Origin of the sequence: Streptomyces sp. NPDC048623, from assembly GCF_040650755.1 — a bacterium.
Lineage (GTDB): Bacteria > Actinomycetota > Actinomycetes > Streptomycetales > Streptomycetaceae > Streptomyces.
The window spans coordinates 54,780-77,626 of sequence record NZ_JBEZHV010000005.1 but is presented as its reverse complement, the minus strand read 5'-3'; the positions used below and the strand labels follow the sequence as shown (position 1 = coordinate 77,626).

Below are 22,847 nucleotides of genomic sequence, written 5' to 3'. Positions count from 1 at the left end.
GGTCCGGGCAGGGTCCCGGGCGGGAACGAACCGGGACGCCGACCGCGTTGTGAATCACGGGACGAGACACGGGGGTGCCAATGACGCGCACTGGTGAAGAGGTCCAGGGCTCGGGCGGCCTGCTCAGCAGAGCGGGGCTGCCCGCCTGGCTGGGACCGGTCGACCACGCCGCCCGCACGGTCGCGCCGGAGCAGCTGAGCCGCTTCCTGCCGCCCGAAAACGGCGCGGGGCGGCAGTCCGCCGTGCTCATCCTCTTCGGCGAGGGCGCGCGCGGCCCCGAGCTGCTGCTGATGGAGCGCTCCGGCAGCCTCCGTTCGCACGCCGGCCAGCCGTCCTTCCCCGGCGGCTCCCTCGACCCCGAGGACGGCGACCCGGCCGAGGGCGGGCTGCTGCGGGCCGCGCTGCGCGAGGCCCGCGAGGAGACCGGCCTCGACCCGGCAGGCGTCCAGCTCTTCGGCGTGCTGCCCCGCCTCTACATCCCCGTCAGCGGATTCGTCGTCACCCCCGTCCTCGGCTGGTGGCGCGCCCCCAGCCCGGTCGGGGTCGTCGACCCCGCCGAGACCGCCCGGGTCTTCACCGTCCCCGTGGCGGATCTCACGGACCCCGCGAACCGCGCCACCGCGACCCATCCGAGCGGCCACAACGGCCCCGCATTCCTGGTCGAATCGGCCCTGGTCTGGGGATTTACCGCAGGAGTGATCGACCGGATCCTTCATTTCGCAGGCTGGGAGCGCCCCTGGGACCGGTCGAAGCGGGTCCCGCTCGACTGGAGGGCATGACAGGCTGACCCAGGGCGACCGATGAAGAATCTGCGAGGCTACCGACGGTGAACGTGCTGGACATCCTGCTGCTGCTCGCGGCCGTGTGGTTCGCGATCATCGGCTATCGCCAGGGGTTCGTGGTCGGCATCCTCTCGGTGACCGGTTTCCTCGGCGGCGGTCTCGTCGCCGTTCTGCTGCTCCCCGTCATCTGGAACCAGCTGACCGACCACAGCCAGGTCACCACGACCGCGACGGTGATCTTCGTGATGGTGGTGATCATCTGTGCCTCCGTCGGCCAGGCCCTCACCACCCACCTGGGCAGCAAGCTGCGCCGGCACATCACCTGGACGCCCGCCCGCGTCCTGGACGCCACCGGCGGCGCCCTGGTCAACGTGGCCGCGATGCTCCTCGTCGCCTGGCTGATCGGCTCCGCGCTCGCCGGCACCGCCATGCCCACCCTGGGTAAGGAGGTGCGCGGCTCGAAGGTGCTGCTCGGTGTCGACCGGGTGATGCCGGATCAGGCGCCGGGCTGGTTCTCGGACTTCACCTCCGCACTCGCCCAGAACGGCTTCCCGCAGGTCTTCAGCCCCTTCTCCAACGAGCCGATCACCGAGGTCCTGCCGCCCGACCCGGCGCTCGCCGGCAGCCCGGTCGCGGCCCGCGCCCAGCGCTCCATCGTCAAGGTCGTCGGCACCGCGCCCAGTTGCGGCAAGGTCCTCGAAGGCACCGGCTTCGTGTTCGCCGAGCGCCGGGTCATGACCAACGCGCACGTCGTCGGCGGCGTCGACGAACCGACCGTCCAGATCGGCGGCGAGGGCAAGCTCTACGACGCCAAGGTCGTGCTCTACGACTGGAAGCGCGACATCGCCGTCCTCGACGTGCCCGACCTGCCCGCCAGACCGCTCCAGTTCACCGAACAGGACGCCCGCAGCGGCGACAATGCCATCGTCGCGGGCTTCCCGGAGAACGGCGCGTACGACGTGCGCTCGGCGCGCGTCCGGGGCCGTATCGCCGCCGAGGGACCCGACATCTACCACCGTGGCGAGGTGCGCAGGGACGTGTACTCGCTGTACGCGACGGTCCGTCAGGGCAACTCCGGCGGACCGCTGCTCACCGCCGACGGCAAGGTGTATGGCGTGATCTTCGCCCGCTCCCTCGACGACGCCGACACGGGGTACGCGCTGACGGCCGACGAGATCCGTGACGACATCCTCCGGGGCCGCGCGGCCAACCAGCAGGTCGACAGCCAGGGCTGCGCCCTCTAGCTGCGCCTCCAGGGGGGCGTGCGGCCCGGTCGGAGGCTACGTACGCGTGTGGCGCAGCCGGGCCGACACCCAGCGGGCCCGGCGGCGCAGGATGCGCGAGATCCCCACGGCCCGTGCCGGGTGCGGGTGGCCCTGGTCCTGAGTGCCGCCCCGCTCCGGGGCGCCGGAGCCGCCGATCGAGCGGCGGTCGCGTGCTGTGTCACCGTAGTCGTGCGTCCAGCCCATACCCGGACGTCTGCCCGGGGCCCAAGGTCGGTAACCGCCCCGGGGCCCGCCAATCGGAGTATGCGCGAGGCACATGGCAGTTCGACGGACGCCTGTGCGCGGCCGGGCGGTCAGCGGTCCGGCTCGGGGTCCTTCAGCCAGTTGACGAGCTCGGCGGTGAACGCCGCCGGATCCTCCTCGTGGGGGAAGTGCCCGAGGCCGTCGAACAGGCGCCAGCGGTACGGCGCCTCCACATACTGCCCGGAGCCGGCCGCGCTCCGGGTCCGCATCACCGGGTCGAGCGAACCGTGCAGGTGCAGTGTGGGCACCCGCACCGGCCGCTTCATGCGCCGGTTGAACTGGATGCCGTCCGGGCGGGCCAGGGAGCGCACCATCCAGCGGTACGGCTCGATCGAGCAGTGCGCGGTCGACGGGATGCACATGGCCCGCCGGTAGACCGCGAGGGCCTCCTCCTCGGCCCCCGAACGCGGGTTCGGCCCGGACCAGTCCTGGATGAGCCGCCCGACGAGCGCCGCCTCGTCCGCGACGAGCTGACGCTCCGGCAGCCACGGACGCTGGAAGCCCCACACGTACGAACCGGCGCGGGTCTGCGCGAAGTCGGAGAGCATCGCCGAGCGCCAGCGGCGCGGGTGCGGCATCGAGGAGACGGCGAGCCGGCGCACCAGCTTGGGGCGCATCACGGCGGCCGTCCAGGCGAGATAGCCGCCCAGGTCGTGCCCGACCAGGGCCGCGTCCGGCTCGCCGAGCGAGCGGATCACCCCGGTGATGTCGAGCGCGAGGTTGGCGGGGTCGTAACCGCGGGGTGTGCGGTCGCTGCCGCCGACGCCGCGCAGATCCATGGCCACCGCCCGGAAGCCGGCCTCGGCGAGGGCAGGCAGTTGGTGGCGCCACGTCCACCAGAACTGCGGGAAGCCATGCAGCAGCAGCACCAGGGGGCCGTCGCCCATCTCGGCGATGTGGAAGCGGGCACCGTTGGCCGCCACGTCGCGGTGGGTCCACGGCCCGTCGATGCGGACGGGGCTTCCGCCGTTGGCGCTGCTGCTCTCAGGGACGGTCATGCCGACGAGCGTGCCACAGTCTCGCCCTTGTCCAGGGCGACCCGCTCCGCGGCGGCCGCGACGGGACGCGGGTGCGGCTTGACGTTCTGCATGATCGCCGCGGTCTCCTTGGCCGAGGCGATGGACTTCTCCGGCGGCTTCACCTTCTTGAACTTGGCGACCGCGACGGCCCCGAGCAGGACCGCGAGCAGCACGTTGAAGGCGAAGGACAGCAGGAAGCACCAGACGAGGTTCCAGCCGCCGTTGCCGTTGTGCCCGCCGGTCCAGGTGTTGATGGCGTACGCGAGCGCGAAGCTCAGCATCGGCAGCGAGAACAGCAGCACCACCAGCGCGCCGAGGCCGAGGATCGCGCCGATCCCGCCGCGCTTGACGTCCTGGCGGATCTCGGCCTTGGCGAGGGCGATCTCGTCGTGCACCAGGGCGGACATCTCGGCGGTCGCCGAGGCGACCAGCTGGCCGAGGCTGCGCTCGGTTCCGTCGAACGGGTCGCTCATGGCTGCTCCCTCTTCTCCTGTTTCGTCTGCCCTCAGATCATGCCGGACGGTCGCCCTCGGCGCGCGATGCCCCCGCCAGTTGGGCGCGCTCGCGATGCTCGGCGGCCTTCCGCTCGTAGATCTCGGCCATCCGCAGGTGGTACTCGGGAGTGTGCTCCTCGTACACGTCGGGGATGCCGTCGTGGTCCTCGTCGCGCTCCTCCTCCGCGCACAGGGCCTGGTACCGGCGGACCCGCAGCTTGAGCAGTACGGAGGCGAGCACGGCGGCTATGAGGGAGCCGGTCAGGACCGCGGCCTTCACCTGGTCGGTCAGCGCCGGGTCGTTCTCGAAGGCCAGCTCGCCGATGAGCAGCGAGACGGTGAAGCCGATGCCGGCGAGCGTGGCGACGGCGAAGACGTCGGGCCAGGCCAGGGCGGGGTTGAGCGACGCTCTTGTGAAGCGGGCGGTGAGCCAGGTGCCGCCGAAGATGCCGATCGCCTTGCCCACGACGAGCCCGAGCACCACGCCGAGGGTGACCGGCTGGGTGAACACGTCGCCGATGGACTTGCCGGAGATCGTGACCCCGGCCGAGAACAGCGCGAACAGCGGCACGGCGAGACCGGCGGACAGCGGCCGGACCAGGTGCTCGATGTGTTCACCGGGGGAGTGCTCCTCGCCCTCGTGGGCGGTGCAGCGCAGCATCAGGCCCATGGAGACGCCCGCGATGGTGGCGTGGATGCCGCTGTTGTACATCAGGCCCCAGATGACCAGGGCCAGCGGCACGTACACGTACCAGCCTCGGACACCCTTGCGAAGGAGCAGCCAGAAGACGGCGAGGCCAGCGAAGGCACCACCCAGGGCGGCGAAGTTGAGGGTGTCGGTGAAGAAGATCGCGATGATGAGGATGGCGAGCAGGTCGTCGACGACGGCGAGGGTGAGCAGGAAGGCGCGCAGCGCCGAGGGCAGCGAGGTGCCGATCACGGCGAGGACGGCCAGCGCGAAGGCGATGTCGGTGGCGGTGGGCACCGCCCAGCCGCCGAAGTCGCCCCCGCCGACGGCGTTGACCAGGGTGTAGACGAGCGCCGGCACCGCCATGCCGCATATCGCGGCGATGACAGGGAGTGCGGCGGCCTTGGGGTCGCGCAGCTCGCCCGCGACGAGTTCCCGCTTGAGCTCGATGCCGGCGACGAAGAAGAAGATCGCGAGGAGTCCGTCGGCGGCCCAGTGCTCGATGGACAGGTTCAGCCCGAGGGCGGCCGGGCCGAGGTGGAAGTCCTGCACGGCCGCGTAGGAGTCCTTCAGCGGGGTGTTGGCCCAGATGAGCGCGGTGACGGCGGCGAGGAGCAGCAGCACGCCACCGACGGTCTCCGTGCGCAGCGCGTCGGCGACGAAGCGGGCCTCGGGCAGCGAGAGACGGCCGAGGAAGCTGCGGTCGGTGGGCGGGGGCGCGGACGCGGGCACGGTGAGAACCTCCGGTCGGTGGGCAGGGCAGAGCACATGCCGACCAGACTTCCCGGCGCACCTAGGTGTTCTTGTCGCGCCATTGACGCGATCCTTACTTTACCTAAAGACGCTGGGTTCTGTCAGGTGATCTTCACTTTAGGTGCATACCCGGACACCGGCACCCCCTGTGGACAACGGCCTGTGGATAACCTTCCGGACATGCGAGGGCGCCCGCCCCGGATTCTCCGGAACGGGCGCCCACCTGCGGTTTTGCAGCTGCAGCCGATCAGTTCTCGCTGGGCGCGGCCGGCAGTCGGGTCTGGATCAGGTCCATGACCGAGGAGTCCGTCAGCGTGGTGACGTCGCCCAGCTCGCGGTTCTCGGCGACGTCGCGGAGCAGCCGGCGCATGATCTTGCCGGAGCGGGTCTTGGGCAGCTCCACCACCGGCAGGATCCGCTTCGGCTTCGCGATCGGGCCGAGGGTCGCGCCGACGTGGTTGCGCAGCTCGGTCACGAGCGCCTCGTCCTCGCTGGCCGTGCCGCGCAGGATCACGAAGGCGACGATGGCCTGGCCGGTGGTCTCGTCGGCGGCGCCGACGACCGCGGCCTCGGCGACCGACGGGTGGGAGACCAGCGCGGACTCGACCTCCGTGGTGGAGATGTTGTGGCCCGAGACGAGCATGACGTCGTCGACCCGGCCGAGCAGCCAGATGTCGCCGTCCTCGTCCTTCTTCGCGCCGTCGCCCGCGAAGTACTTGCCGTCGAAGCGCGACCAGTAGGTGTCGATGAAGCGCTGGTCGTCGCCCCAGATGGTGCGGAGCATCGACGGCCACGGCTCGGTGAGGACCAGGTAGCCGCCGCCCCCGTTCGCGACCTCGTTCGCCTCGTCGTCGACGACGGTGGCGGAGATGCCGGGCAGCGGGCGCTGCGCGGAGCCGGGCTTGGTCTCGGTGACACCGGGCAGTGGCGAGATCATCATCGCGCCGGTCTCGGTCTGCCACCAGGTGTCCACGATGGGGCACTTGTCGGCGCCGATGTGCTTGCGGTACCAGACCCAGGCCTCGGGGTTGATGGGCTCGCCGACCGAGCCCAGGATGCGCAGCGACGACAGGTCGAACTTCGCGGGGATGTCGTCGCCCCACTTCATGAACGTGCGGATCAGCGTCGGCGCCGTGTAGAGGATGGTGACGCCGTACTTCTGCACGATCTCGAAGACCCGGCCCTGGTGCGGGGTGTCCGGGGTGCCCTCGTACATGACCTGGGTCGCGCCGTTGGCCAGCGGCCCGTACACGATGTACGAGTGCCCGGTGACCCAGCCGATGTCGGCGGTGCACCAGAAGACGTCGCTCTCCGGCTTGAGGTCGAAGACGGCGTGGTGGGTGTACGCGACCTGGGTGAGGTAGCCGCCGGAGGTGTGCAGGATGCCCTTCGGCTTCCCGGTGGTGCCCGAGGTGTAGAGGATGAAGAGGGGGTGCTCCGCCTCGAAGGCCTCGGGGGTGTGCTCGGCGGACTGGCGGGCGACGATGTCGTCCCACCACACGTCGCGGCCCTCGGTGATGGCGGTGTCCTGGCCCGTACGGCGGACCACGAGGACGTGCTCGACCTGCGGGCACTTGGCGACGGCCTCGTCTATGGCCGGCTTGAGGGCGCTCGCCTTGCCGCGGCGGTAGCCGCCGTCGGCGGTGACGACCAGCTTGGCGTCGGCGTCCTGGATGCGGGAGGCCACGGCGTCGGCCGAGAAGCCGCCGAAGACCACCGAGTGGGCGGCGCCGACGCGGGCGCAGGCCAGCATCGTGATGGCCGCCTCGGGGATCATCGGCAGGTAGACGGCGACCCGGTCGCCCTTGCCGACGCCCAGCTCGGCCAGGGCGTTGGCGGCCCGGGAGACCTCGTCCTTGAGCTCGGCGTAGGTGATCGAGCGGCTGTCGCCCGGCTCGCCCTCGAAGTGGATGGCGACCCGGTCGCCGTGACCGGCCTCGACGTGCCGGTCCACGCAGTTGTACGCGACGTTCAGCTCGCCGTCGGCGAACCACTTGGCGAACGGCGGGTTCGACCAGTCGAGCGTCTGCGTCGGCTCGGTGGCCCAGGTGAGGCGCTTGGCCTGTTCGGCCCAGAAGCCCAGCCTGTCCGCCTTGGCCTGCTCGTACGCCTCCGCCGTGACATTGGCGTGCGCGGCCAGCTCGGCGGGCGGCGCGAACCGGCGCTCTTCCTTGAGCAGGTTGGCCAAGGATTCGTTGCTCACGACATCTCCCTTTCTCAGGGCGTCCTCTACGTGCCTCTGTGTGTCCCGCGTCATAGCTCACCAGCCAGATGCCCGGGTGACAAGAGCCTCCGGACAATTGGTTTAGACCTGTGAGGTGTGATGCGCAGGTGACCCCTCTCTCCCTGAGCGGTAGGGAGCGAGGGGTCACACACTTGCACGGGCGAAGGGAAGGAATGGTTCAGGACGCGCGCGCGGCCTGCCGCCCCTGCGACCCCGCCGCCGGTCCGCCCGCCGCGGGCGGCACATGGTTGAAGACGTCGTCGTAGCTGTGCACCTCGTCCGTGCCGGCCAGCAGATAGGCCTGCGCCTCGCCCACGTGGAAGTACATCCCGTGCAGGGTCAGCGAGCCGTCGGCCAGCCGCCGCGCCACCGACTCGTACCGCCGCAGATGCTCCAGCTGCTGCACCACATTGGTCAGACACAGCTGCTCGACGGCGTCGGCCGGAAGCCGGCCGGCGATCCTCGCCCAGGCGTGGCGCCGACTCGCCATCCGCTCCAGGCTCGGCAGTCCGTGCCGCAGCCAGCGGCGCAGCGGGCTCGGGGGGTCGGCCGGTCCGCTGTTCAGCAGGGCCTGCATCGCGCCGCAGCCCGAGTGCCCGCAGACCGTGATCGACTCGACCCGCAGCACCTCCACCGCGTACTCGATCGCCGCGGCCACCGAGTCGTCCCCGCTCTCCTCGCCCGGCAGCGGCACCAGATTGCCCAGATTGCGCACGGTGAACAGATCACCCGGACCGCTGGACGTGATCATGCTGGTGACCACCCGGGAATCGGCGCAGGTCAGGAAGAGCTGCGCGGGCCGCTGTCCCTCCCGGGCGAGCCGGGCCAGCTCGTCCCGCACCAGCGGGGCGGTGTCCCGCTGGAAGGCGCCGATGCCGCTCGCCAGCCGGTGCCCGGTGGCCGCGCCCGGCTCCTCGCCCGCGCCCTCGCCCCCGTGCGGCTGCTGCTCGCCGCACTGATGGTTGCGCCACGGCGTCCACGGGCGGCAGCAGGCATGTCTGCCCGCGCTGTGCGCGGCGGAGCCGGAGCCGGAGGCGGGCGTGGGCCGGGTGATCCGGTGGCCGGCCGGGCCGGTCAGCCGGACGTCGGCGCCGTGCGAGGCCTGCCAGTCGCGCAGGGCCTCGTAGGCGGCGTGGTCCATGAACGACCCGTCCAGTTCGACCACGCAGGGCGAGTGCTGCGGGATCTGGTGCAGGACCCGGCTGAGCCGGGGTACGGCGAGGAAGGTCAACTGCCCCCGTGCCCGTACGTGGTGGCCCTCGTCGGTCTCCTCGATCGTGATCCGGGTCCGGGTGAGCCGGTGCAGGGCGACCGCCACGGCCACCGCGACACCGATGACCACGCCTTCCAGGACCCCGGTCAGGACGACGGCGGTCAGCGTCGCCACGTACACGAGCATCTCGCGATTGCGCTGGACGCTGCGCAGATGGGTGATGCTGACCATCTGGACACCGACGACGGTGACGAGCGCGGCGAGCGAGGCCAGTGGGATCAGGTCCAGGACGGGCACCAGGAACAGAGCGGCGAGGACGACCCAGACGCCGTGCAGGATCGCGGAGTTGCGGCCCGTCGCACCGGCGGAGACGTTGGCGGCGCTGCGCACGGCGACGCCCGTGACGGGCAGCCCGCCGAGTGCCCCGGAGAGCACGTTGGCCGCGCCCTGGCCGGCGAGTTCGCGGTCCAGGCGGGACCGGGGGACCGGCGGGCCCGTCCGGCGGGCCGCGGCCAGCTTGTCGACCGCGACGGCCGAGAGCAACGACTCGACACTGCCGACCAGCGTGACGGTGAGCGCGGCGGCGACCAGTCCGAGCAGCGGGCCCTCCGGCAGCCCCACGAGCGCGTGACTGCTCCACGAGGGCAGGTCGACCCGGGGCAGGCGCAGCCCTGCGAGAGCGGCGACCACCGTGGCACCGGTCACGGCGGCGAGGGCCGCCGGGACCTTCCGTACGAGCCTGCCCGCACGCCCCGGCAGGCGCGGCCACGACAGCAGCACGGCGACGGTGAGCGCGCTGACGCCGAGCGCGACGCCGGAGACATGCGCCAACTGGGCGGGCAGTCCCCGCGCGTTGGCCACGGCGGAGCTCTGCGGGGTTCCGCCGAGCACGACATGCAGCTGGGCGAGGGCGATGGTGACGCCGATGCCGGCCAGCATCCCGTGCACGATCGCGGGGGAGACGGCCAGGGCGGACCGGGCCACCCGCAGGGCGGCGAGTACGAGTTGGGCGAGTCCGGCGAGGACCGTGACGGCACAGGTGGTGCGCCAGCCGTAACGCTGGATCAGCTCGGCGGTGACCACGGTCAGTCCCGCGGCCGGGCCGCTGACCTGGAGCGGCGAGCCGCCGAGGCGTCCGGCGACGATGCCGCCGACGGCGGCGGCCACCAGGCCCGCCTGGAGCGGTGCGCCGGTGGCGAGGGCGATGCCGAGGGAGAGCGGCAGCGCGATGAGGAACACGGCGACCGACGCGGACAGGTCCGCGCCGGCGATCCGGAAACGGTGGCGCGGACCGCCCGGCGGGCTGTGCGGCCGCTGGACGCGGGGTCGGTTGGCGGTGCGGGCAGGGGTGGTGAGGGTCATGTTTTCGTCTCCTCAGCGAGCGACACCGATCAACGCTCAGTAAATGAATGGTAATGGAGAGTAAAGACTCCGGCATTATTTTCGGGGCAAACAGGGCAAAGATTCACCGGATCCGGTGACAGAACGTGGCCATGCCGCTTGTCGTTGCCGCGCTCCGGCCGTCCTGGTGCGACGTTGACGCCGCTTGTACGGAAATCCGAGGAACCGTGCGTACGGAAATCCCAGGAACCGTGCGAACGGGCAGGCGAACGACGGCGCGACCAAGGGCGCGACCGGGGACGCGAACGAGGAGAGGTGGGCGGATGTCAGCCGCCGGGAGAAGGACCACTGTCCAGAGGAGGGCGCTCGCCGTCGGCGCCCTCGCCGTCGCCCTCACGGCCGGGCTCGCCGGCTGCTCGGGCTCCGGCGGTTCCGCCCCGCAGGGGGCGCCGGGCGCCCCGGGCGCCAAGAAGGCCCCGGCCGCGGCCTCGCAGAGTGCGGTACGGCTGATCGGCGACGGCTCCACCGCCTTCACCGGCGCGCAGCCCCGCCAGCCGGTCTGGCAGCGCCTGAAGCCGGGTCAGCAGCCGCCGCAGTTCGTGGTGTTCTCCTGGGACGGCGCGGGCGAGGACAGCCAGAAGCTGTTCTCCCACTTCCGCAAGGTCGGCAGGCAGTACAACGCGACCATGACGTACTTCCTCAGCGGCGTGTACCTGCTGCCGGAGGAGAAGCGCGAGATGTACGACCCGCCGCAGCACTCCGCGGGCCGCTCGGACATCGGCTTCAACGATGTCGAGGGAATCCGCGCCACCGTCCGCGAACTGCGCGGCGCCTGGCAGGAGGGCAACGAGATCGGCACCCACTTCAACGGGCACTTCTGCGGCAAGGACGGGGGCGTGGGCACCTGGTCGGTCGACGAGTGGAAGAGCGAGATCAACCAGGCCAAGTCCTTCGTCAAGCACTGGAAGACCAATGCCGGGCTGAAGGCGGAGCAGCCGCTTCCGTTCGACTACGACAAGGAGCTCGTCGGCGCCCGCACGCCGTGCCTGGAGGGCCGCGCGAACTTCGTGAAGGCGGCGTCCCAGATGGGCTTCCGCTACGACACCAGCGGCGTCAACGACCAGATCTGGCCCAAGAAGGACCAGGGCCTGTGGGACCTGTCGATGCAGCTGGTCCCGGTCCCCGGCCGCGCCTTCCAGACCCTGTCGATGGACTACAACTTCCTGGTCAACCAGTCCGGAACGACCAAGGGCGACCCGTCGATGCGCGAGTACTGGGGCAACCAGATGCGCGACGGCCTGGTGCAGGCCTTCGAGCGCTCCTACCGGGGCAACCGGGCGCCGCTGGTCATCGGCAACCACTTCGAGTCCTGGAACGGCGGCACCTACATGCGTGCGGTCGAGGAGACCATCGCCACGGTCTGCGTGCAGAAGGACGTCAAGTGCGTCTCCTTCCGCCAGCTCGCCGACTGGCTCGACGCCCAGGACCCGGCGGTCCTCGCCAAGCTCCGCACCCTGAAGGTCGGCGAGGCCCCGGCCGGCGGCTGGCCGGCCTTCCTGGCCCCGCAGCCCGCCGCACCGGCCGGAGCCCCGGCGGGCGCGGCAGGCGCGGCGGCTCCGCCCGCCGCGGTCAAGCCGGCTGAGCGGCGCTGAGCCCTTCGGACAGTTCGGACAGGACGAATCCGGGGTCGACCTGCGCCGCCAGGTCGACCCCTGTTCGGGCGTTGCCCCAGCTCTCCGCGTTCTTCAGGTGGAAATGGACCATCTGGCGCGTGTAGCGCTCCCAGTCGCGGTCGGCGTACGAGGCGTCCGCCGCGTTGCGGAGGGTCTGCAGGGCCGTGCGGTTGGCGGTCTCCAGGAGCTCGAAGAGCGGCGGGCGGCCCTTCTCCATGGAGCGCACCCAATCGGAGTGGCCGACCGTCACCAGCAGGTCGTCGCCGACCTCGGCGCGCAGGAAGTCGACGTCGTCCGGGCCCTGCACCTTGTTGCCGACGACCTTCAGCGCGACCCCGAAGTCCCGCGCGTACTCCTTGTACTGACGGTAGACGGAGACGCCCTTGCGGGTCGGCTCGGCCACCAGGAACGTCATGTCGAAGCGGGTGAACATGCCGGAGGCGAAGGAGTCGGAGCCGGCGGTCATGTCGACGACCACGTACTCGTCCTCCCCGTCCACCAGGTGGTTCAGGCACAGCTCCACCGCGCCGACCTTGGAGTGGTAGCAGGCCACTCCGAGGTCCGACTCGGTGAACGGCCCCGTCGCCATCAGCCGGATCCCGTTCCCGTCGAGCGCCACCGGCCGGGCGCAGGCCGTGTAGACGGGGTTGTCCTCGCGGACCCGGAGCAGTCGCGAGCCCTCTCCGGGCGGTGTCGTCTTGATCATCGTGTCGGCGGAGGCGATCCGCGGGTTGGCGCCCCGCAGGTACTCCTTGATCAGCGGCAGGTGCGCTCCCATCGCGGGCAGCGCGGCGGCCTCCTCGTCGGAGAGACCGAGCGCCGCCCCGAGGTGCTGGTTGATGTCGGCGTCGACCGCCAGGACCGGGGCTCCGGCGGCGGCGAGGTGTCGGATGAAGAGCGAGGACAGCGTCGTCTTGCCGCTGCCGCCCTTCCCCACGAAAGCGATCTTCATGTTCACCTAGCGTAGTGGAATGACTGCTCGCCGTGGTCAAGGTGCGTGAAGAAGACCACTCCAAGGTGGGGTGCGGGCCGCGGGCGCGTAGCCTCCCTACTTATGAGTACGCACGCCTCTGACCCCCTGGCCGCCCTCGGTTCCCTGCCGGGCGTCGCCGACTCGGTGGACTCCGTACGCAAGGCCGTCGACCGGGTCTACGGCCACCGTGTGATGCGCCGGCGCAGCAACGAGATCACCTCCGAGGCGGCGCTGCGCGGGGCGCGCGCCTCCGCCGCGCTCGAGGGCGCCGACTGGGCGCTCGAAGAGGTCCGCCGGCGCACCGACTTCGGCGCGGACCCGGAGGCCCGCACGGTCGGCGCGGCGCTGCGGCTGAGTGCCGAGAGCGGCCAGCTGCTCTCCATCTGGCGCCAGTCGCCGCTGCGGGTGCTCGCCCGGCTGCACCTGGTCGCCGAGGGCGAACCGCGTGATTCCACCGGCCGGCCGCGGCAGGCGGGCGAGACGGTGGACGAGCCGCTGATCGAGGCGCCGCTGCCGGATCCGGCCGAGGTCTCGGGGCGGCTCGACGGACTGGCCGACCTGATCATCGCGGGCGGCGACGCCCCGGCCCTCGTCACGGCCGCCGTGGTGCACGGCGAGCTGCTCGCCCTGCGGCCGTTCACCTCGCACAACGGCCTGGTCGCGCGGGCGGCGGAGCGGATCGTGCTGATCGGCAGCGGTCTCGACCCGAAGGCGATCTGCCCGGCCGAGGTCGGACACGCGGAGCTGGGCCGGGCGGCGTATCTGGCCGCCTTCGAGGGCTATCTCTCCGGAACCCCGGAGGGCATGGGGGCCTGGATCGCACACTGCGGGCGCGCGGTGGAACTCGGGGTACGGGAGTCGACGGCCGTCTGCGAGGCGCTGCAGCGCGGCGCGGCCTGAGCGCTTCCGGTCCGGTACGTCTCCGGGCGTGCCCCCGGACATGGGTTGCGGCGGTACCAGACTTCGGTACCGCCGCTGGCACGTCTACCCAGTTACCAAGCGTCCTCGATATGTGCCCATCAAGCGGGGAACTTTGCCCTGCGCCTGGTGCGGCTGGCCCTTAATCGAAGGGTCGACGTCGCGTGGGTGCCAGGTTTCTGTGCATCAGGTCCGTGGGGCCGTCATGCTCAACAGGTGATCCTCTCGGATGTCCCCGGTCTCGCGGGCCTGATTCCTTTCTACTCCTGTCCGGATGGAAGCGAAAGTCCTGAATCCGCTTCTTTGTGCTCTTCTCAAATCCGGGCAAAGGGATCGACAAGTCCCGAGGTCGGGGCGCCGGTGACCCGCCCCGGTGCCCCGGAAAGCGGAACTCAGGCGATGGCCCGGGCGGCCGCGCGGGCGAGTGCGGCCTGCCGGCGGCGGCTGGCGTACCAGACGAGCCCGGCGGTGGCCGCCGCCGCACCCACCGCCGCCGCGGCGACGAGTGCCGGACGCGGCGGCATCCGGAACTCCGGCAGCCGCTGCTTGAGCCGGACCGGCTTGTCGAAGACGAGCACCGGCCAGTCCCGCGCCGTCGCCTCGCGGCGCAGCGCCCGGTCCGGATTCACCGCGTACGGGTGGCCCACGGCCTCCAGCATCGGGACGTCGGTCGCCGAGTCGCTGTACGCGAAGCAGCGCGAGAGGTCGTAGCCCTCGGAGGCGGCGAGCTCCCGGACGGCCTCCGCCTTGGTCGGCCCGTACGCGTAGTACTCCACCTCGCCGGTGAAGCAGCCGTCCTCGCCGACCACCATGCGCGTGGCGACCACCCGGTCGGCGCCGAGCATCTCGCCGATGGGCTCCACGACCTCGGCCCCGGAGGTCGAGACGATCACGACGTCCCGGCCGGCGGCGTGGTGGTCCTCGATGAGCGAGGCCGCCTCGTCGTAGATGATCGGGTCGATCAGATCGTGCAGGGTCTCGGCCACGAGCTCCTTCACCTGAGCGACGTTCCAGCCTTTGCAGAGCGCGGAGAGATATTCGCGCATCCGCTCCATCTGGTCGTGATCGGCCCCGCCGACCAGGAACACGAACTGGATGTACGCCGTCCGCAGTGCGGCACGGCGACTGATCAGTCCGCCCCGGTAGAAGGACTTGCTGAAGGTCAGTGTCGAGGACTTCGCAATGACCGTCTTGTCCAGGTCAAAGAAGGCGGCTGCGCGCGGCGTCGAGTGGTTTTCCACGAGCCCGAGCATAGGTGCCCGCCATTCGGCGTACGCTGGGGCGCGTGGGTTTGCCTGAGAAGGCTCTCGGGTACACCATGGAAGTCACGGATCGTTCGCGACCGTGCTAACCCGGACCGGCTCCTCCCCCCCCGAGTCGGCCGGAGAGACGACCCCCGCTCTCCCCCCCGGCGGGGGTCGTCGCATGTCCGGACGGGTTTTCGTCCACTCTTCACTCATCTTCTCCCCTTCCTCCGGCCCGCGTTGCCGCGACGGCCGGGTGCGCGCACGAACCCTTGATTCGTCACTCAGCGTAGTTGTCGGGATGCTCTCCGGACAGTCCCGGATCGGGTGACGGAGTTATTCACAGGCAGCCGGTTATCCACAGTTTTCGAGCAAGATCCACATGATTTCCGGGGCCGCTGCACGGTGATTCCGGTCGCGAAGTCCGCGAACCGCAGGAATCACGTGAGGGGTGGGTGCCGTGGAGGGACCGAAGACTTCCGGAACGCCGGTACGAGGCAGGGCGGTGCGCGGCGCCGCGGCGGGGCGTCCGCGCCCGGGCCCGGATCCGGGCGTGGGCGGAGGAATGGCGGACAACGGCGGGCCGCCGGTCCGGCCGCTGCTCGTCACCGAGGACCTGGTGCTGCTCGACGACCTGCTGCGGTTGTGCGCCGCCGCGGGCGCCGAGCCCGAGGTGCACCACTCCGTGCCCGAACACCTGGCGGGCCGGCCCGACCCGCCGCTCGTGCTCGTCGGCGACGACGCCGCGGTCCGCTGCCGCGGCGCCGCCCGGCGGCCCGGCGTACTGCTGGTCGGCCGGGAGCCCGACGACCCCGGCGTGTGGCGGCGCGCCGTCCGGATCGGCGCGGAGGAGGTCCTGATCCTGCCGGGCGACGAGGGCCGGCTCGTGGATCTGATCGCCGATGCCGTCGAGGGCGTCGGCCGGCAGGCCCCGACCGTCGGTGTCATCGGCGGCCGCGGCGGCGCCGGAGCCTCCACCCTGGCCTGTGCCCTCGCGCTCGCCGCCGTCCGGGCCGGGCAGCGCACCCTCCTCGTCGACGGCGACCCGCTCGGCGGAGGACTCGACGTCCTGCTCGGCGGGGAGCGTGCCGAGGGCCGTCGCTGGCCCGACTTCGCCACGTCCAAGGGCCGTGTGGCCGGCGCCGCCCTGGAGGAGTCGCTGCCCGAGGTGCACGGGCTGCGGGTGCTGAGCTGGGACCGGGGCGACCCGGTGCCCGTGCCGCCCGAGGCCATGCGCTCGGTGCTCGCCGCCGCCCGGCGGCGCGGCGGGGTCGTCGTGGTCGACCTGCCCCGACGCATCGACGCCACGGTCACCGAGGCGCTCGCCCAGCTCGACCTCGGACTGCTGCTCGTCCCCGGCGAACTGCGTGCCGTCGCGGCGGCCCAGCGGATGGCCGACGCCGTCGGCACTGTTCTCCGCGACCTGCGCGCGGTCGTCCGCGGACCGTACACGCCCGGGCTGGACGAGGAGTGGATCGCCGACGCCCTCCGGCTCCCGCTCGCCGGCGAACTCCCCTACGACGCCGGTCTGTCGCCCGCAGGCGACGGCGGGCCCCCGCCTGGCGCCGAGACCCGCAGCGGACTCGCCCGGTTCTGCACCGCGTTCTGGGACCGGGTCCTCACCCCGGAGCGTGCGGCATGAGCGGTACGGGACTGCTGGACGCCGTGCGCCAGCGGCTCGCCGAGAGCGGCGCCGAGCCGACCCCGGCCCGCGTCGCGGCGGCCCTCCGAGCCCAGGGGCGCCTGCTCGGCGACGCGGAAGTGCTCGGCGCGGCCGAGGAGTTGCGCAGCGAACTGATCGGCGCCGGGCCGCTGGAGCCGCTGCTCGCCGACCCGCGGGTCACCGACGTCCTGGTCTCCGCGCCCGACCGGGTCTGGATCGACCGTGGCGCGGGCCTGGAGACGACCGGGGTGACCTTCCCGGACGCCGCGGCGGTACGCCGCCTCGCACAGCGGCTCGCGGCGGTGGCCGGCCGGCGGCTCGACGACGCCCGGCCCTGGGTCGACGCCCGTCTCCCCGACGGCACCCGCATGCACGCGGTCCTGCCGCCGGTCGCCGTCGGCTCGACCTGTCTGTCCCTGCGGGTGGTGCGGCCCCGGGCCTTCTCGGTGGGCGAGCTGGCCGAGGCGGGCACCGTCCCGGCCGGCGGCGAGGCGGTGCTGCGGGCGCTGGTCGAGGCCCGGGTCTCCTTCCTCGTCAGCGGCGGCACGGGCTCGGGGAAGACCACCCTGCTGTCCACCCTGCTCGGCCTGGTCGGCCCCCGCGAGCGGATCGTCATCGCCGAGGACTCCGCCGAACTGCGCCCCGACCACCCGCATGTGGTGCGCCTGGAGGCACGCCCGCCCAACCAGGAGGGCGCCGGGCTCGTGACCCTGCGGGATCTGGTGCGCCAGGCGCTGCGGATGCGACCCGACCGGCTGGTGGTCGGCGAGGTCCGAGGCCCGGAGGCCGTCGATCTGCTCGCGGCCCTGAACACGGGCCACGAGGGCGGTTGCGGCACGGTCCACGCCAACGCGGCGGCGGACGTGCCCGCTCGGCTCGAGGCCCTGGGGACGGCCGCGGGCCTCGACCGGGCCGCTCTGCACAGTCAGTTGGGCGCCGGGCTCTCCGCGGTGCTGCACGTGGTGCGGGACCGGTCCGGGACCCGCCGGATCGCCGAGGTGCACGTCCTCGAACGGGACCGGGAGGGACTGGTGGTGACGGTGCCCGCGCTGAGCTGGAAACCGGGCGGGTTCCAGCGGGAGCGGGGCTGGGGGCGGCTGCGGTCGCTGATCGGGGGCGAGCGATGACGCTGTCGGTCCTCGGAGTGGCGCTGTGCGTGGTGCTCGCCGCGTGGTGGACGGTCGGGCAGGAGCGGGCGACCCGCAGGGCACGGGTGGTGCTGGCCGTCCAGGGCGACCCGGCACGGACCTGGAGCGCGGCCGGCAGGCGCTGGTGGGGCCGGGTGGGAGGCCGCCGTGAATGGCTGTGCCTGCCTGCGGCCGGGGTGGTCGCCCTGCTCGGCTCCTCGCCGCTGCCCTTGCTCGCGGGAGCCGTCGGTGTGCCGCTGGCCGGACGCAGGCTGCGGGCGGCCGGCGCGCGACGGGAGCGGGAGGCACGCGCGGACCGGGTGGTGGCGCTGTGCGGAGCCGTCGCGGGAGAACTGAGGGCCGGGTGGCAGCCCGCCCAGGCGCTGGCGTTCGCGGCCCGCACCACCGGGGCGCTCGGCGGACAGGAGGCCGCGGTCCTCGCGGCGGCCCGCTTCGGCGGGGACGTGCCCGAGGCGCTGCGCCGGGCCGCCCGCCGGGACGGGGCCGACGGCCTGGCCGGGATGGCCGCCTGCTGGCAGGTCGCCGTGGACGGCGGCGCGGGCCTCGCCGCCGGCCTCGACCGGCTGGAGGCGGCCCTGCGGGCCCACCGGGACCAGCGGGAGCGGCTGCGGGCCCAACTGGCCGGGGCCTGGGCCACGGTGGCTGTCCTCGCGGTGCTGCCGGTCGCCGGACTCGGACTCGGCTCGGCGCTCGGGGCCCGCCCGCTGTGGGTGCTGCTCCACACCCCCGCGGGCCTCGGCTGCCTGCTTGTCGGCGGCGCCCTGGAGGCGGTGGGTCTGTGGTGGGCGGCCCGGATCGTGCGGGGAGGCGAGCAGGTGTGACGACGCTGCTGAAGGTGGTGTGCACCCTTACGGGCCTCGGCTGCTTCCTTGCCGGCGGCGCTCTGGAGGTCGCGGTTCTGTGGCGGGCCGCTCGGCTCGAGCGGGGAGGTGAGCGATCGTGATCGCGCTGCTCATGGTGCTGAGCGCCCTGGCCGCGCTCGGTCTGGCCCTGGCCGACCGGCGGCGCCGCCGGCGGACCCGCACGCGGGCGGCCGCCCTGCTCGCGAGGGAACGGGAGCCCCGGCGGAGCCGACGGCCGGTTCTGCCGGCCCGGGTGCGGGCCTGGGGGATGCCCTGCGCGGCGGGCCTCGCCGGGTTCGTGCTGGTCGGCGGGCTTCCCGGAGTCCTTGCCGGCGCCGGGGCCGCCTGGGGGCTGTGGCACCTCCGGGCGCGCCGGTCGCGGGACGCGGACGCTGCCGGAGGCGCGGAGGCGCTGGAGACGGCTCGTCAGCTGCCGCTCGCGGCCGACCTGTTGGCGGCATGTGCCTCGGCCGGTGCGCCGCCCGGGGAGTCGGCGGAGGCGGTGGGGCGGTCGCTGGGCGGGCCGGTGGGCGAGCGGCTGGTGCACACCGCCGCGGAACTGCGCCTCGGTGGCGAACCGGCAGAGGTGTGGCGGAGGTTCGGCGAGATACCCGGCGCGGAGGGGCTGGCCCGCTGCCTGGAGCGGGCCGCCTCCTCCGGGGCGCCCGCGGCCGATGCCGTGGCGCGCCACGCCGAGGGGCTGCGGGCGGGCCGTGCCCGCACGGCGGCCGCCCGGGCACAGCGCGCGCAGGTGCTGATCACCGCGCCCGTCGGGCTGTGCTTCCTGCCCGCCTTCCTGGCCGTCGGGGTGGCGCCGGTGGTGATCGGCCTGGCGAGCGGACTGCTCGGCGGCCGGTGAGGACGGACGGGCGCCCGGCAGGGCGCCCGGCGAGATGACGAAGTGGTTCGCAATCGGACGAGGAGGTTCGAAGGATGCAGGTCAGGAATCGGCTGAGCACGTGGTGGCGGGCCCGGAAGGCCGCGGCACGAAGGGACGCCGGCATGAGTACGACGGAGTACGCGATGGGCACGATCGCCGCCGCGGCCTTCGCGGCCGTGCTCTACAAGGTGCTCACCAGCGGAACGGTCTCCAAGGCGCTGGAATCGCTGATCGGGAAGGCCCTCGATGCGCCGTTCTGACCGGGGCTCGGTGACGGCCGAGACGGCGGTCGCCCTGCCCGCCCTGGTGCTGTTCACGGCGGCACTGCTGTGGGCGCTGGCGGCGGCCGCGGCGCAGATCCAGTGCGTGGACGCGGCACGGGCCGGGGCGCGGGCGGTGGCCCGCTCCGAGCCGGTTCCCGCCGCCGAGGCGGCGGCCAGGGCCGCCGCGCCGGAGGGAGCCACGGTGGGCGTGGCGCGGGAGGGCGAGCTGTGGCGGGTGACCGTCGAGGCGAACGCGCCCGGGCCCGGCGGCCTGGGGCTGACGCTGCGGGCCGGGGCGGCCGCACTCGCCGAGGACACGGTGGGGGAGGTGCTGCCATGAGGACCGCCCGCGACCGTCCCGGTGCCCGCCGTGCCGGACGCCCGGCCGACCGCGGGGCGGCCACGGTGTGGACGGCCTTCGCCGCCTGCGCCCTGTGCGTGGTGTTCGGGGCGGTTCTCGCCCTCGGCCAGGCTGTCGCGGCCCGCCACCGTGCGGGGGCCGCGGCCGATCTGGCCGCCCTCGCGGCCGCGGACCGCGCCCTGTGGGGCGAGCGGGACGCCTGCGCCGCCGCGGCCCGGGTGGCGGAGGCGCAGGGAGCCGTGCTGGTCGACTGCCGGGTCCGTGAGGACATCGCCGACGTCACCGCCCGCGTCACCGGCGGCCCCTGGCATCTCCGGGCACGCGCCCGCGCCGGCCCGGCCGCTCCGGCGGTCCCGCCGGGCTCCGGGGAGCTACGCGTCCTCGGGGGCGCCGCGCAGGAGCTGGGTGAGGAGGCGGACGGCGCCGCGCTTGTGCAGGGGGTCGTTGCCGTTGCCGCACTTGGGGGACTGGATGCAGGAGGGGCAGCCGGCGTCGCACTCGCAGGAGGCGATGGCCTCGCGGGTGGCGGAGAGCCAGGCGCGGGCGGTGTGGAAGGCGCGCTCGGCGAAGCCGGCGCCGCCCGGGTGCCCGTCGTAGACGAAGACCGTCGGCAGCAGGGTGTCGGGGTGGAGCGGCACGGAGACGCCGCCGATGTCCCAGCGGTCACAGGTGGCGAAGAGCGGGAGCATGCCGATCGAGGCGTGTTCGGCGGCGTGCAGGGCGCCGCCGAGGATCTCCGGGGTGATCCGGGCGGCGTCGAGCTGGTCCTCGGTGACCGTCCACCACACGGCCCGGGTGCGCAGGGTGCGGGGCGGCAGGTCGAGCTTGGTCTCGCCGAGCACCTCGCCGGTGATCAGACGGCGGCGGAGGAAGGAGACGACCTGGTTGGTGACCTCGACGGAGCCGTAGCAGAGGCGGCCGGCTCCCCACGGGATCTCGGTGTCGGTGGACAGGACGGAGATGGTGGTGGTGTCGCGGGCGACGGTCGAGTAGGGCGGGTTCGCCTCCTCGACGAGGGCCACGGAGTCCTTCAGGTCGAGTTCGCGGACCAGATAGGTGCGGCCCTGGTGGAGGTGGACGGCGCCCTCGTGGACGGCGGTGTGCGAGGCGGCCTCGTCGATCGTGCCGAGCAGCCGGCCGGTGCCGGCCTCGACGATCCGGACGGGGCTGCCGCCGCCGCCCCGGATGTCGGTGAGGTCGGCGGCCCGCTCACGGCGGGTCCAGTACCAGCCGGAGGCACGGCGGCGGAGCAGCCCGGCGGACTCCAGCTGGGGCAGCAGCCCGGGCACCGCCGGGCCGAAGAGGTCCAGGTCGGACTCGGTCAGCGGCAGCTCAGCGGCGGCGGCGCACAGATGGGGGGCGAGGACGTAGGGGTTGTCGGGGTCGAGCACGGTGGACTCGACGGGCTGCTGGAAGATCGCCTCGGGGTGGTGGACCAGGAAGGTGTCCAGCGGGTCGTCACGGGCTACCAGGACCGCGAGCGCGCCCTCGCCGGAGCGCCCGGCACGGCCGGCCTGCTGCCACAGGGAGGCGCGGGTGCCCGGATAGCCGGCGATCACCACGGCGTCGAGGCCGGAGACGTCCACGCCGAGTTCCAGGGCGGTGGTGGCGGCCAGGCCGAGGAGTTCCCCGGAGTGCAGGGCCCGCTCCAGGGCGCGCCGCTCCTCGGGCAGGTAGCCGCCTCGGTACGCGGCGACCCGGCGGGCCAGGGAGCGGTCGACCTCGGCGAGGCGTTCCTGGGCGATCACCGAGATCAGCTCGGCGCCGCGCCGGGAGCGCACGAAGGCGACCGAGCGGACGCCCTGCACGGTCAGATCGGTCAGCAGATCGGCGGTCTCGGCGGTGGCGGTGCGGCGGACCGGGGCGCCCTGCTCGCCGTGCAGCTCGGTCAGCGGCGGCTCCCACAGGGCGAAGACCAGTTCGCCGCGCGGGGAGGCGTCGTCGGCGACCTCGGTGACCGGGAGCCCGGTGAGACGGCCGGCGGCGAGGGCGGGCTCGGCGGAGGTGGCCGAGGCGAGGAGGAACACCGGTTCGGAGCCGTACCGGGCGCAGATCCGGCGCAGCCGGCGCAGCACCTGGGCGACATGGGAGCCGAAGACACCGCGGTAGGTGTGGCACTCGTCGACGACGACATAGCGGAGGGAGCGGAGGAAGGAGGACCAGCGGGGGTGGGACGGGAGTATGCCCCGGTGCAGCATGTCGGGGTTGGTGAGCACGTAGTTCGCGTACTGGCGGACCCACTCGCGCTCCTCGACCGGCGTGTCGCCGTCGTAGACGGCGGGGCGGATCCGGTTGCCGAGCGGGGCGGCGAGTTCGCGCACGGCGCGCCGCTGGTCGGCGGCGAGGGCCTTGGTGGGTGCGAGATACAGGGCGGTGGCGCCCCTCCCGTTGGCGGCCTCGGATCCGTCCAGGAGGGTGGACAGGACGGGGGTGAGATACGCGAGCGACTTGCCCGAGGCGGTTCCCGTGGCGATCACCACCGAGTCGCCGTCCAGGGCGTGCTCGGCGGCTTCCGCCTGGTGGGCCCAGGGATGCTCGATACCGGCCTTCTCGATGGCCGCGATCACTTCCGCCCGGATGCGGTGCGGCCACACGGCATGCCGGCCCTCACGGGCGGGCAGATGCTCCGTATGAGTGATGCGCGCGGCCCGGCTCTCGCCTCGCGAGAGCCGGTCGAGGACCTCGCCGGGAGAGGGGCGGCTGCCCGTGTCTTCCGTGGGTCGGCTGGTGCGGTGATTCCTGGCCATCGGCTCCGAGTGTGTCACCGGCGTGACGGACAATGCTTCCAAGGCGTCGTGCATGGCTGCCGGTAAGTGATTGAATGCCATCGCGGCCGGCG

General features: G+C 73.0%; 19 protein-coding genes and 1 pseudogene. 11 read left to right on the top strand and 9 right to left on the bottom strand.

The genetic code is table 11. From position 1 onward, the window contains the following. Nucleotides 1-80 precede the first annotated feature (80 nt). On the top strand, nucleotides 81-779 hold the full coding sequence (locus tag AB0C73_RS09225; RefSeq protein ID WP_362526573.1) for a CoA pyrophosphatase: 699 nt from the start codon (nucleotides 81-83) through the stop codon (nucleotides 777-779). 47 nt (nucleotides 780-826) lie between these two features. Next, complete coding sequence (locus AB0C73_RS09220) at nucleotides 827-2,026, top strand: MarP family serine protease (protein WP_362526570.1); 1,200 nt, start codon at nucleotides 827-829, stop codon at nucleotides 2,024-2,026. A gap of 36 nt (nucleotides 2,027-2,062) precedes the next feature. Here AB0C73_RS09220 and AB0C73_RS09215 read toward each other — a convergent pair whose 3' ends face one another. The 6 genes from AB0C73_RS09215 to AB0C73_RS09190 form a co-directional block, all read right to left on the bottom strand. Beyond that, entirely contained in the window at nucleotides 2,063-2,251 is a 189-nt protein-coding gene (locus tag AB0C73_RS09215; RefSeq protein WP_362526568.1) for a hypothetical protein, read from the bottom strand. 110 nt (nucleotides 2,252-2,361) lie between these two features. Then, on the bottom strand, nucleotides 2,362-3,309 hold the full coding sequence (locus tag AB0C73_RS09210; protein ID WP_362526565.1) for an alpha/beta hydrolase: 948 nt from the start codon (nucleotides 3,307-3,309) through the stop codon (nucleotides 2,362-2,364). After that, nucleotides 3,306-3,803 (bottom strand): phage holin family protein, encoded by a 498-nt coding sequence (locus tag AB0C73_RS09205; RefSeq protein ID WP_362526563.1) that lies wholly within the window; start codon nucleotides 3,801-3,803, stop codon nucleotides 3,306-3,308. The genes AB0C73_RS09210 and AB0C73_RS09205 overlap by 4 nt, the downstream gene beginning before the upstream one ends. Before the next feature lie 37 nt (nucleotides 3,804-3,840). Further along, a complete protein-coding gene (gene nhaA, locus AB0C73_RS09200; protein WP_362526560.1) occupies nucleotides 3,841-5,244 on the bottom strand; it encodes a Na+/H+ antiporter NhaA in 1,404 nt (467 codons plus the stop codon). Nucleotides 5,245-5,512: 268 nt separating this feature from the next. Continuing rightward, entirely contained in the window at nucleotides 5,513-7,468 is a 1,956-nt protein-coding gene (acs, locus tag AB0C73_RS09195) for an acetate--CoA ligase (RefSeq protein ID WP_362526558.1), read from the bottom strand. Nucleotides 7,469-7,667: 199 nt separating this feature from the next. Further along, nucleotides 7,668-10,064 carry a SulP family inorganic anion transporter gene (locus AB0C73_RS09190; RefSeq protein ID WP_362526556.1) on the bottom strand — a complete coding sequence of 799 codons (2,397 nt, stop codon included), beginning with the start codon at nucleotides 10,062-10,064 and terminating at the stop codon, nucleotides 7,668-7,670. Nucleotides 10,065-10,366: 302 nt separating this feature from the next. Between AB0C73_RS09190 and AB0C73_RS09185 the strand changes: the two genes are divergently transcribed. Beyond that, nucleotides 10,367-11,695, top strand: coding sequence for a hypothetical protein (locus AB0C73_RS09185; RefSeq protein ID WP_362526554.1), 1,329 nt, complete (start codon nucleotides 10,367-10,369; stop codon nucleotides 11,693-11,695). Here AB0C73_RS09185 and AB0C73_RS09180 read toward each other — a convergent pair. Further along, entirely contained in the window at nucleotides 11,673-12,668 is a 996-nt protein-coding gene (locus tag AB0C73_RS09180; RefSeq protein ID WP_362526551.1) for an ATP-binding protein, read from the bottom strand. The two genes, AB0C73_RS09185 and AB0C73_RS09180, sit on opposite strands and share 23 nt — an antisense overlap. Before the next feature lie 102 nt (nucleotides 12,669-12,770). Here AB0C73_RS09180 and AB0C73_RS09175 point away from each other — a divergent pair, with 102 nt between their 5' ends. Beyond that, on the top strand, nucleotides 12,771-13,589 hold the full coding sequence (locus AB0C73_RS09175; RefSeq protein WP_362526549.1) for an oxidoreductase: 819 nt from the start codon (nucleotides 12,771-12,773) through the stop codon (nucleotides 13,587-13,589). Between the two features lie 410 nt (nucleotides 13,590-13,999). Here the strand turns inward: AB0C73_RS09175 and AB0C73_RS09170 are convergent, their stop codons facing one another. Continuing rightward, nucleotides 14,000-14,860, bottom strand: coding sequence for an HAD-IB family hydrolase (locus tag AB0C73_RS09170; RefSeq protein WP_362526547.1), 861 nt, complete (start codon nucleotides 14,858-14,860; stop codon nucleotides 14,000-14,002). A gap of 556 nt (nucleotides 14,861-15,416) precedes the next feature. On the opposite strand from AB0C73_RS09170, the gene ssd reads away from it, so the two are divergent. The 7 genes and pseudogenes from ssd to AB0C73_RS09135 form a co-directional block, all read left to right on the top strand. Beyond that, nucleotides 15,417-16,493, top strand: coding sequence for a septum site-determining protein Ssd (ssd, locus tag AB0C73_RS09165; protein WP_362526545.1), 1,077 nt, complete (start codon nucleotides 15,417-15,419; stop codon nucleotides 16,491-16,493). After that, complete coding sequence (locus AB0C73_RS09160; RefSeq protein WP_362526543.1) at nucleotides 16,490-17,641, top strand: TadA family conjugal transfer-associated ATPase; 1,152 nt, start codon at nucleotides 16,490-16,492, stop codon at nucleotides 17,639-17,641. Before ssd ends, AB0C73_RS09160 begins: the two co-directional genes overlap by 4 nt. Continuing rightward, nucleotides 17,638-18,483 carry a type II secretion system F family protein gene (locus AB0C73_RS09155; RefSeq protein ID WP_362526541.1) on the top strand — a complete coding sequence of 282 codons (846 nt, stop codon included), beginning with the start codon at nucleotides 17,638-17,640 and terminating at the stop codon, nucleotides 18,481-18,483. Before AB0C73_RS09160 ends, AB0C73_RS09155 begins: the two co-directional genes overlap by 4 nt. Nucleotides 18,484-18,616: 133 nt before the next feature. After that, the gene (locus AB0C73_RS09150; protein ID WP_362527227.1) at nucleotides 18,617-19,363 is read left to right on the top strand and encodes a type II secretion system F family protein; all 747 of its coding nucleotides are present in this window, start codon (nucleotides 18,617-18,619) and stop codon (nucleotides 19,361-19,363) included. 143 nt (nucleotides 19,364-19,506) lie between these two features. Beyond that, nucleotides 19,507-19,644 carry a DUF4244 domain-containing protein gene (locus tag AB0C73_RS09145; protein WP_362526538.1) on the top strand — a complete coding sequence of 46 codons (138 nt, stop codon included), beginning with the start codon at nucleotides 19,507-19,509 and terminating at the stop codon, nucleotides 19,642-19,644. Next, the gene (locus AB0C73_RS09140; RefSeq protein WP_362526536.1) at nucleotides 19,631-19,987 is read left to right on the top strand and encodes a TadE family type IV pilus minor pilin; all 357 of its coding nucleotides are present in this window, start codon (nucleotides 19,631-19,633) and stop codon (nucleotides 19,985-19,987) included. The genes AB0C73_RS09145 and AB0C73_RS09140 overlap by 14 nt, the downstream gene beginning before the upstream one ends. Further along, nucleotides 19,984-20,334 (top strand): annotated as a pseudogene (locus tag AB0C73_RS09135) (Rv3654c family TadE-like protein); the annotation flags it as partial. The gene AB0C73_RS09140 and the pseudogene AB0C73_RS09135, both read left to right, overlap by 4 nt. 45 nt (nucleotides 20,335-20,379) lie before the next feature. Here AB0C73_RS09135 and AB0C73_RS09130 read toward each other — a convergent pair. Continuing rightward, nucleotides 20,380-22,836: a DEAD/DEAH box helicase gene (locus AB0C73_RS09130; RefSeq protein ID WP_362526534.1), complete on the bottom strand. Its 2,457-nt coding sequence runs from the start codon at nucleotides 22,834-22,836 to the stop codon at nucleotides 20,380-20,382. Nucleotides 22,837-22,847 lie beyond the last annotated feature (11 nt).

Bases quoted from the DNA above. Each gene is read 5' to 3' on its own strand.
- AB0C73_RS09150 (WP_362527227.1), top strand. From the start codon at position 18,617: ATGGTGCTGAGCGCCCTGGCCGCGCTCGGTCTGGCCCTGGCCGACCGG.
- AB0C73_RS09210 (WP_362526565.1), bottom strand. From the start codon at position 3,309: ATGACCGTCCCTGAGAGCAGCAGCGCCAACGGCGGAAGCCCCGTCCGC.
- AB0C73_RS09180 (WP_362526551.1), bottom strand. From the start codon at position 12,668: ATGAAGATCGCTTTCGTGGGGAAGGGCGGCAGCGGCAAGACGACGCTG.
- ssd (WP_362526545.1), top strand. From the start codon at position 15,417: ATGGCGGACAACGGCGGGCCGCCGGTCCGGCCGCTGCTCGTCACCGAG.
- AB0C73_RS09205 (WP_362526563.1), bottom strand. From the start codon at position 3,803: ATGAGCGACCCGTTCGACGGAACCGAGCGCAGCCTCGGCCAGCTGGTC.
- AB0C73_RS09175 (WP_362526549.1), top strand. From the start codon at position 12,771: ATGAGTACGCACGCCTCTGACCCCCTGGCCGCCCTCGGTTCCCTGCCG.
- AB0C73_RS09140 (WP_362526536.1), top strand. From the start codon at position 19,631: ATGCGCCGTTCTGACCGGGGCTCGGTGACGGCCGAGACGGCGGTCGCC.
- AB0C73_RS09160 (WP_362526543.1), top strand. From the start codon at position 16,490: ATGAGCGGTACGGGACTGCTGGACGCCGTGCGCCAGCGGCTCGCCGAG.
- AB0C73_RS09225 (WP_362526573.1), top strand. From the start codon at position 81: ATGACGCGCACTGGTGAAGAGGTCCAGGGCTCGGGCGGCCTGCTCAGC.
- AB0C73_RS09215 (WP_362526568.1), bottom strand. From the start codon at position 2,251: ATGGGCTGGACGCACGACTACGGTGACACAGCACGCGACCGCCGCTCG.
- AB0C73_RS09145 (WP_362526538.1), top strand. From the start codon at position 19,507: ATGAGTACGACGGAGTACGCGATGGGCACGATCGCCGCCGCGGCCTTC.
- AB0C73_RS09170 (WP_362526547.1), bottom strand. From the start codon at position 14,860: ATGCTCGGGCTCGTGGAAAACCACTCGACGCCGCGCGCAGCCGCCTTC.
- AB0C73_RS09185 (WP_362526554.1), top strand. From the start codon at position 10,367: ATGTCAGCCGCCGGGAGAAGGACCACTGTCCAGAGGAGGGCGCTCGCC.
- AB0C73_RS09130 (WP_362526534.1), bottom strand. From the start codon at position 22,836: ATGGCATTCAATCACTTACCGGCAGCCATGCACGACGCCTTGGAAGCA.
- AB0C73_RS09155 (WP_362526541.1), top strand. From the start codon at position 17,638: ATGACGCTGTCGGTCCTCGGAGTGGCGCTGTGCGTGGTGCTCGCCGCG.
- AB0C73_RS09190 (WP_362526556.1), bottom strand. From the start codon at position 10,064: ATGACCCTCACCACCCCTGCCCGCACCGCCAACCGACCCCGCGTCCAG.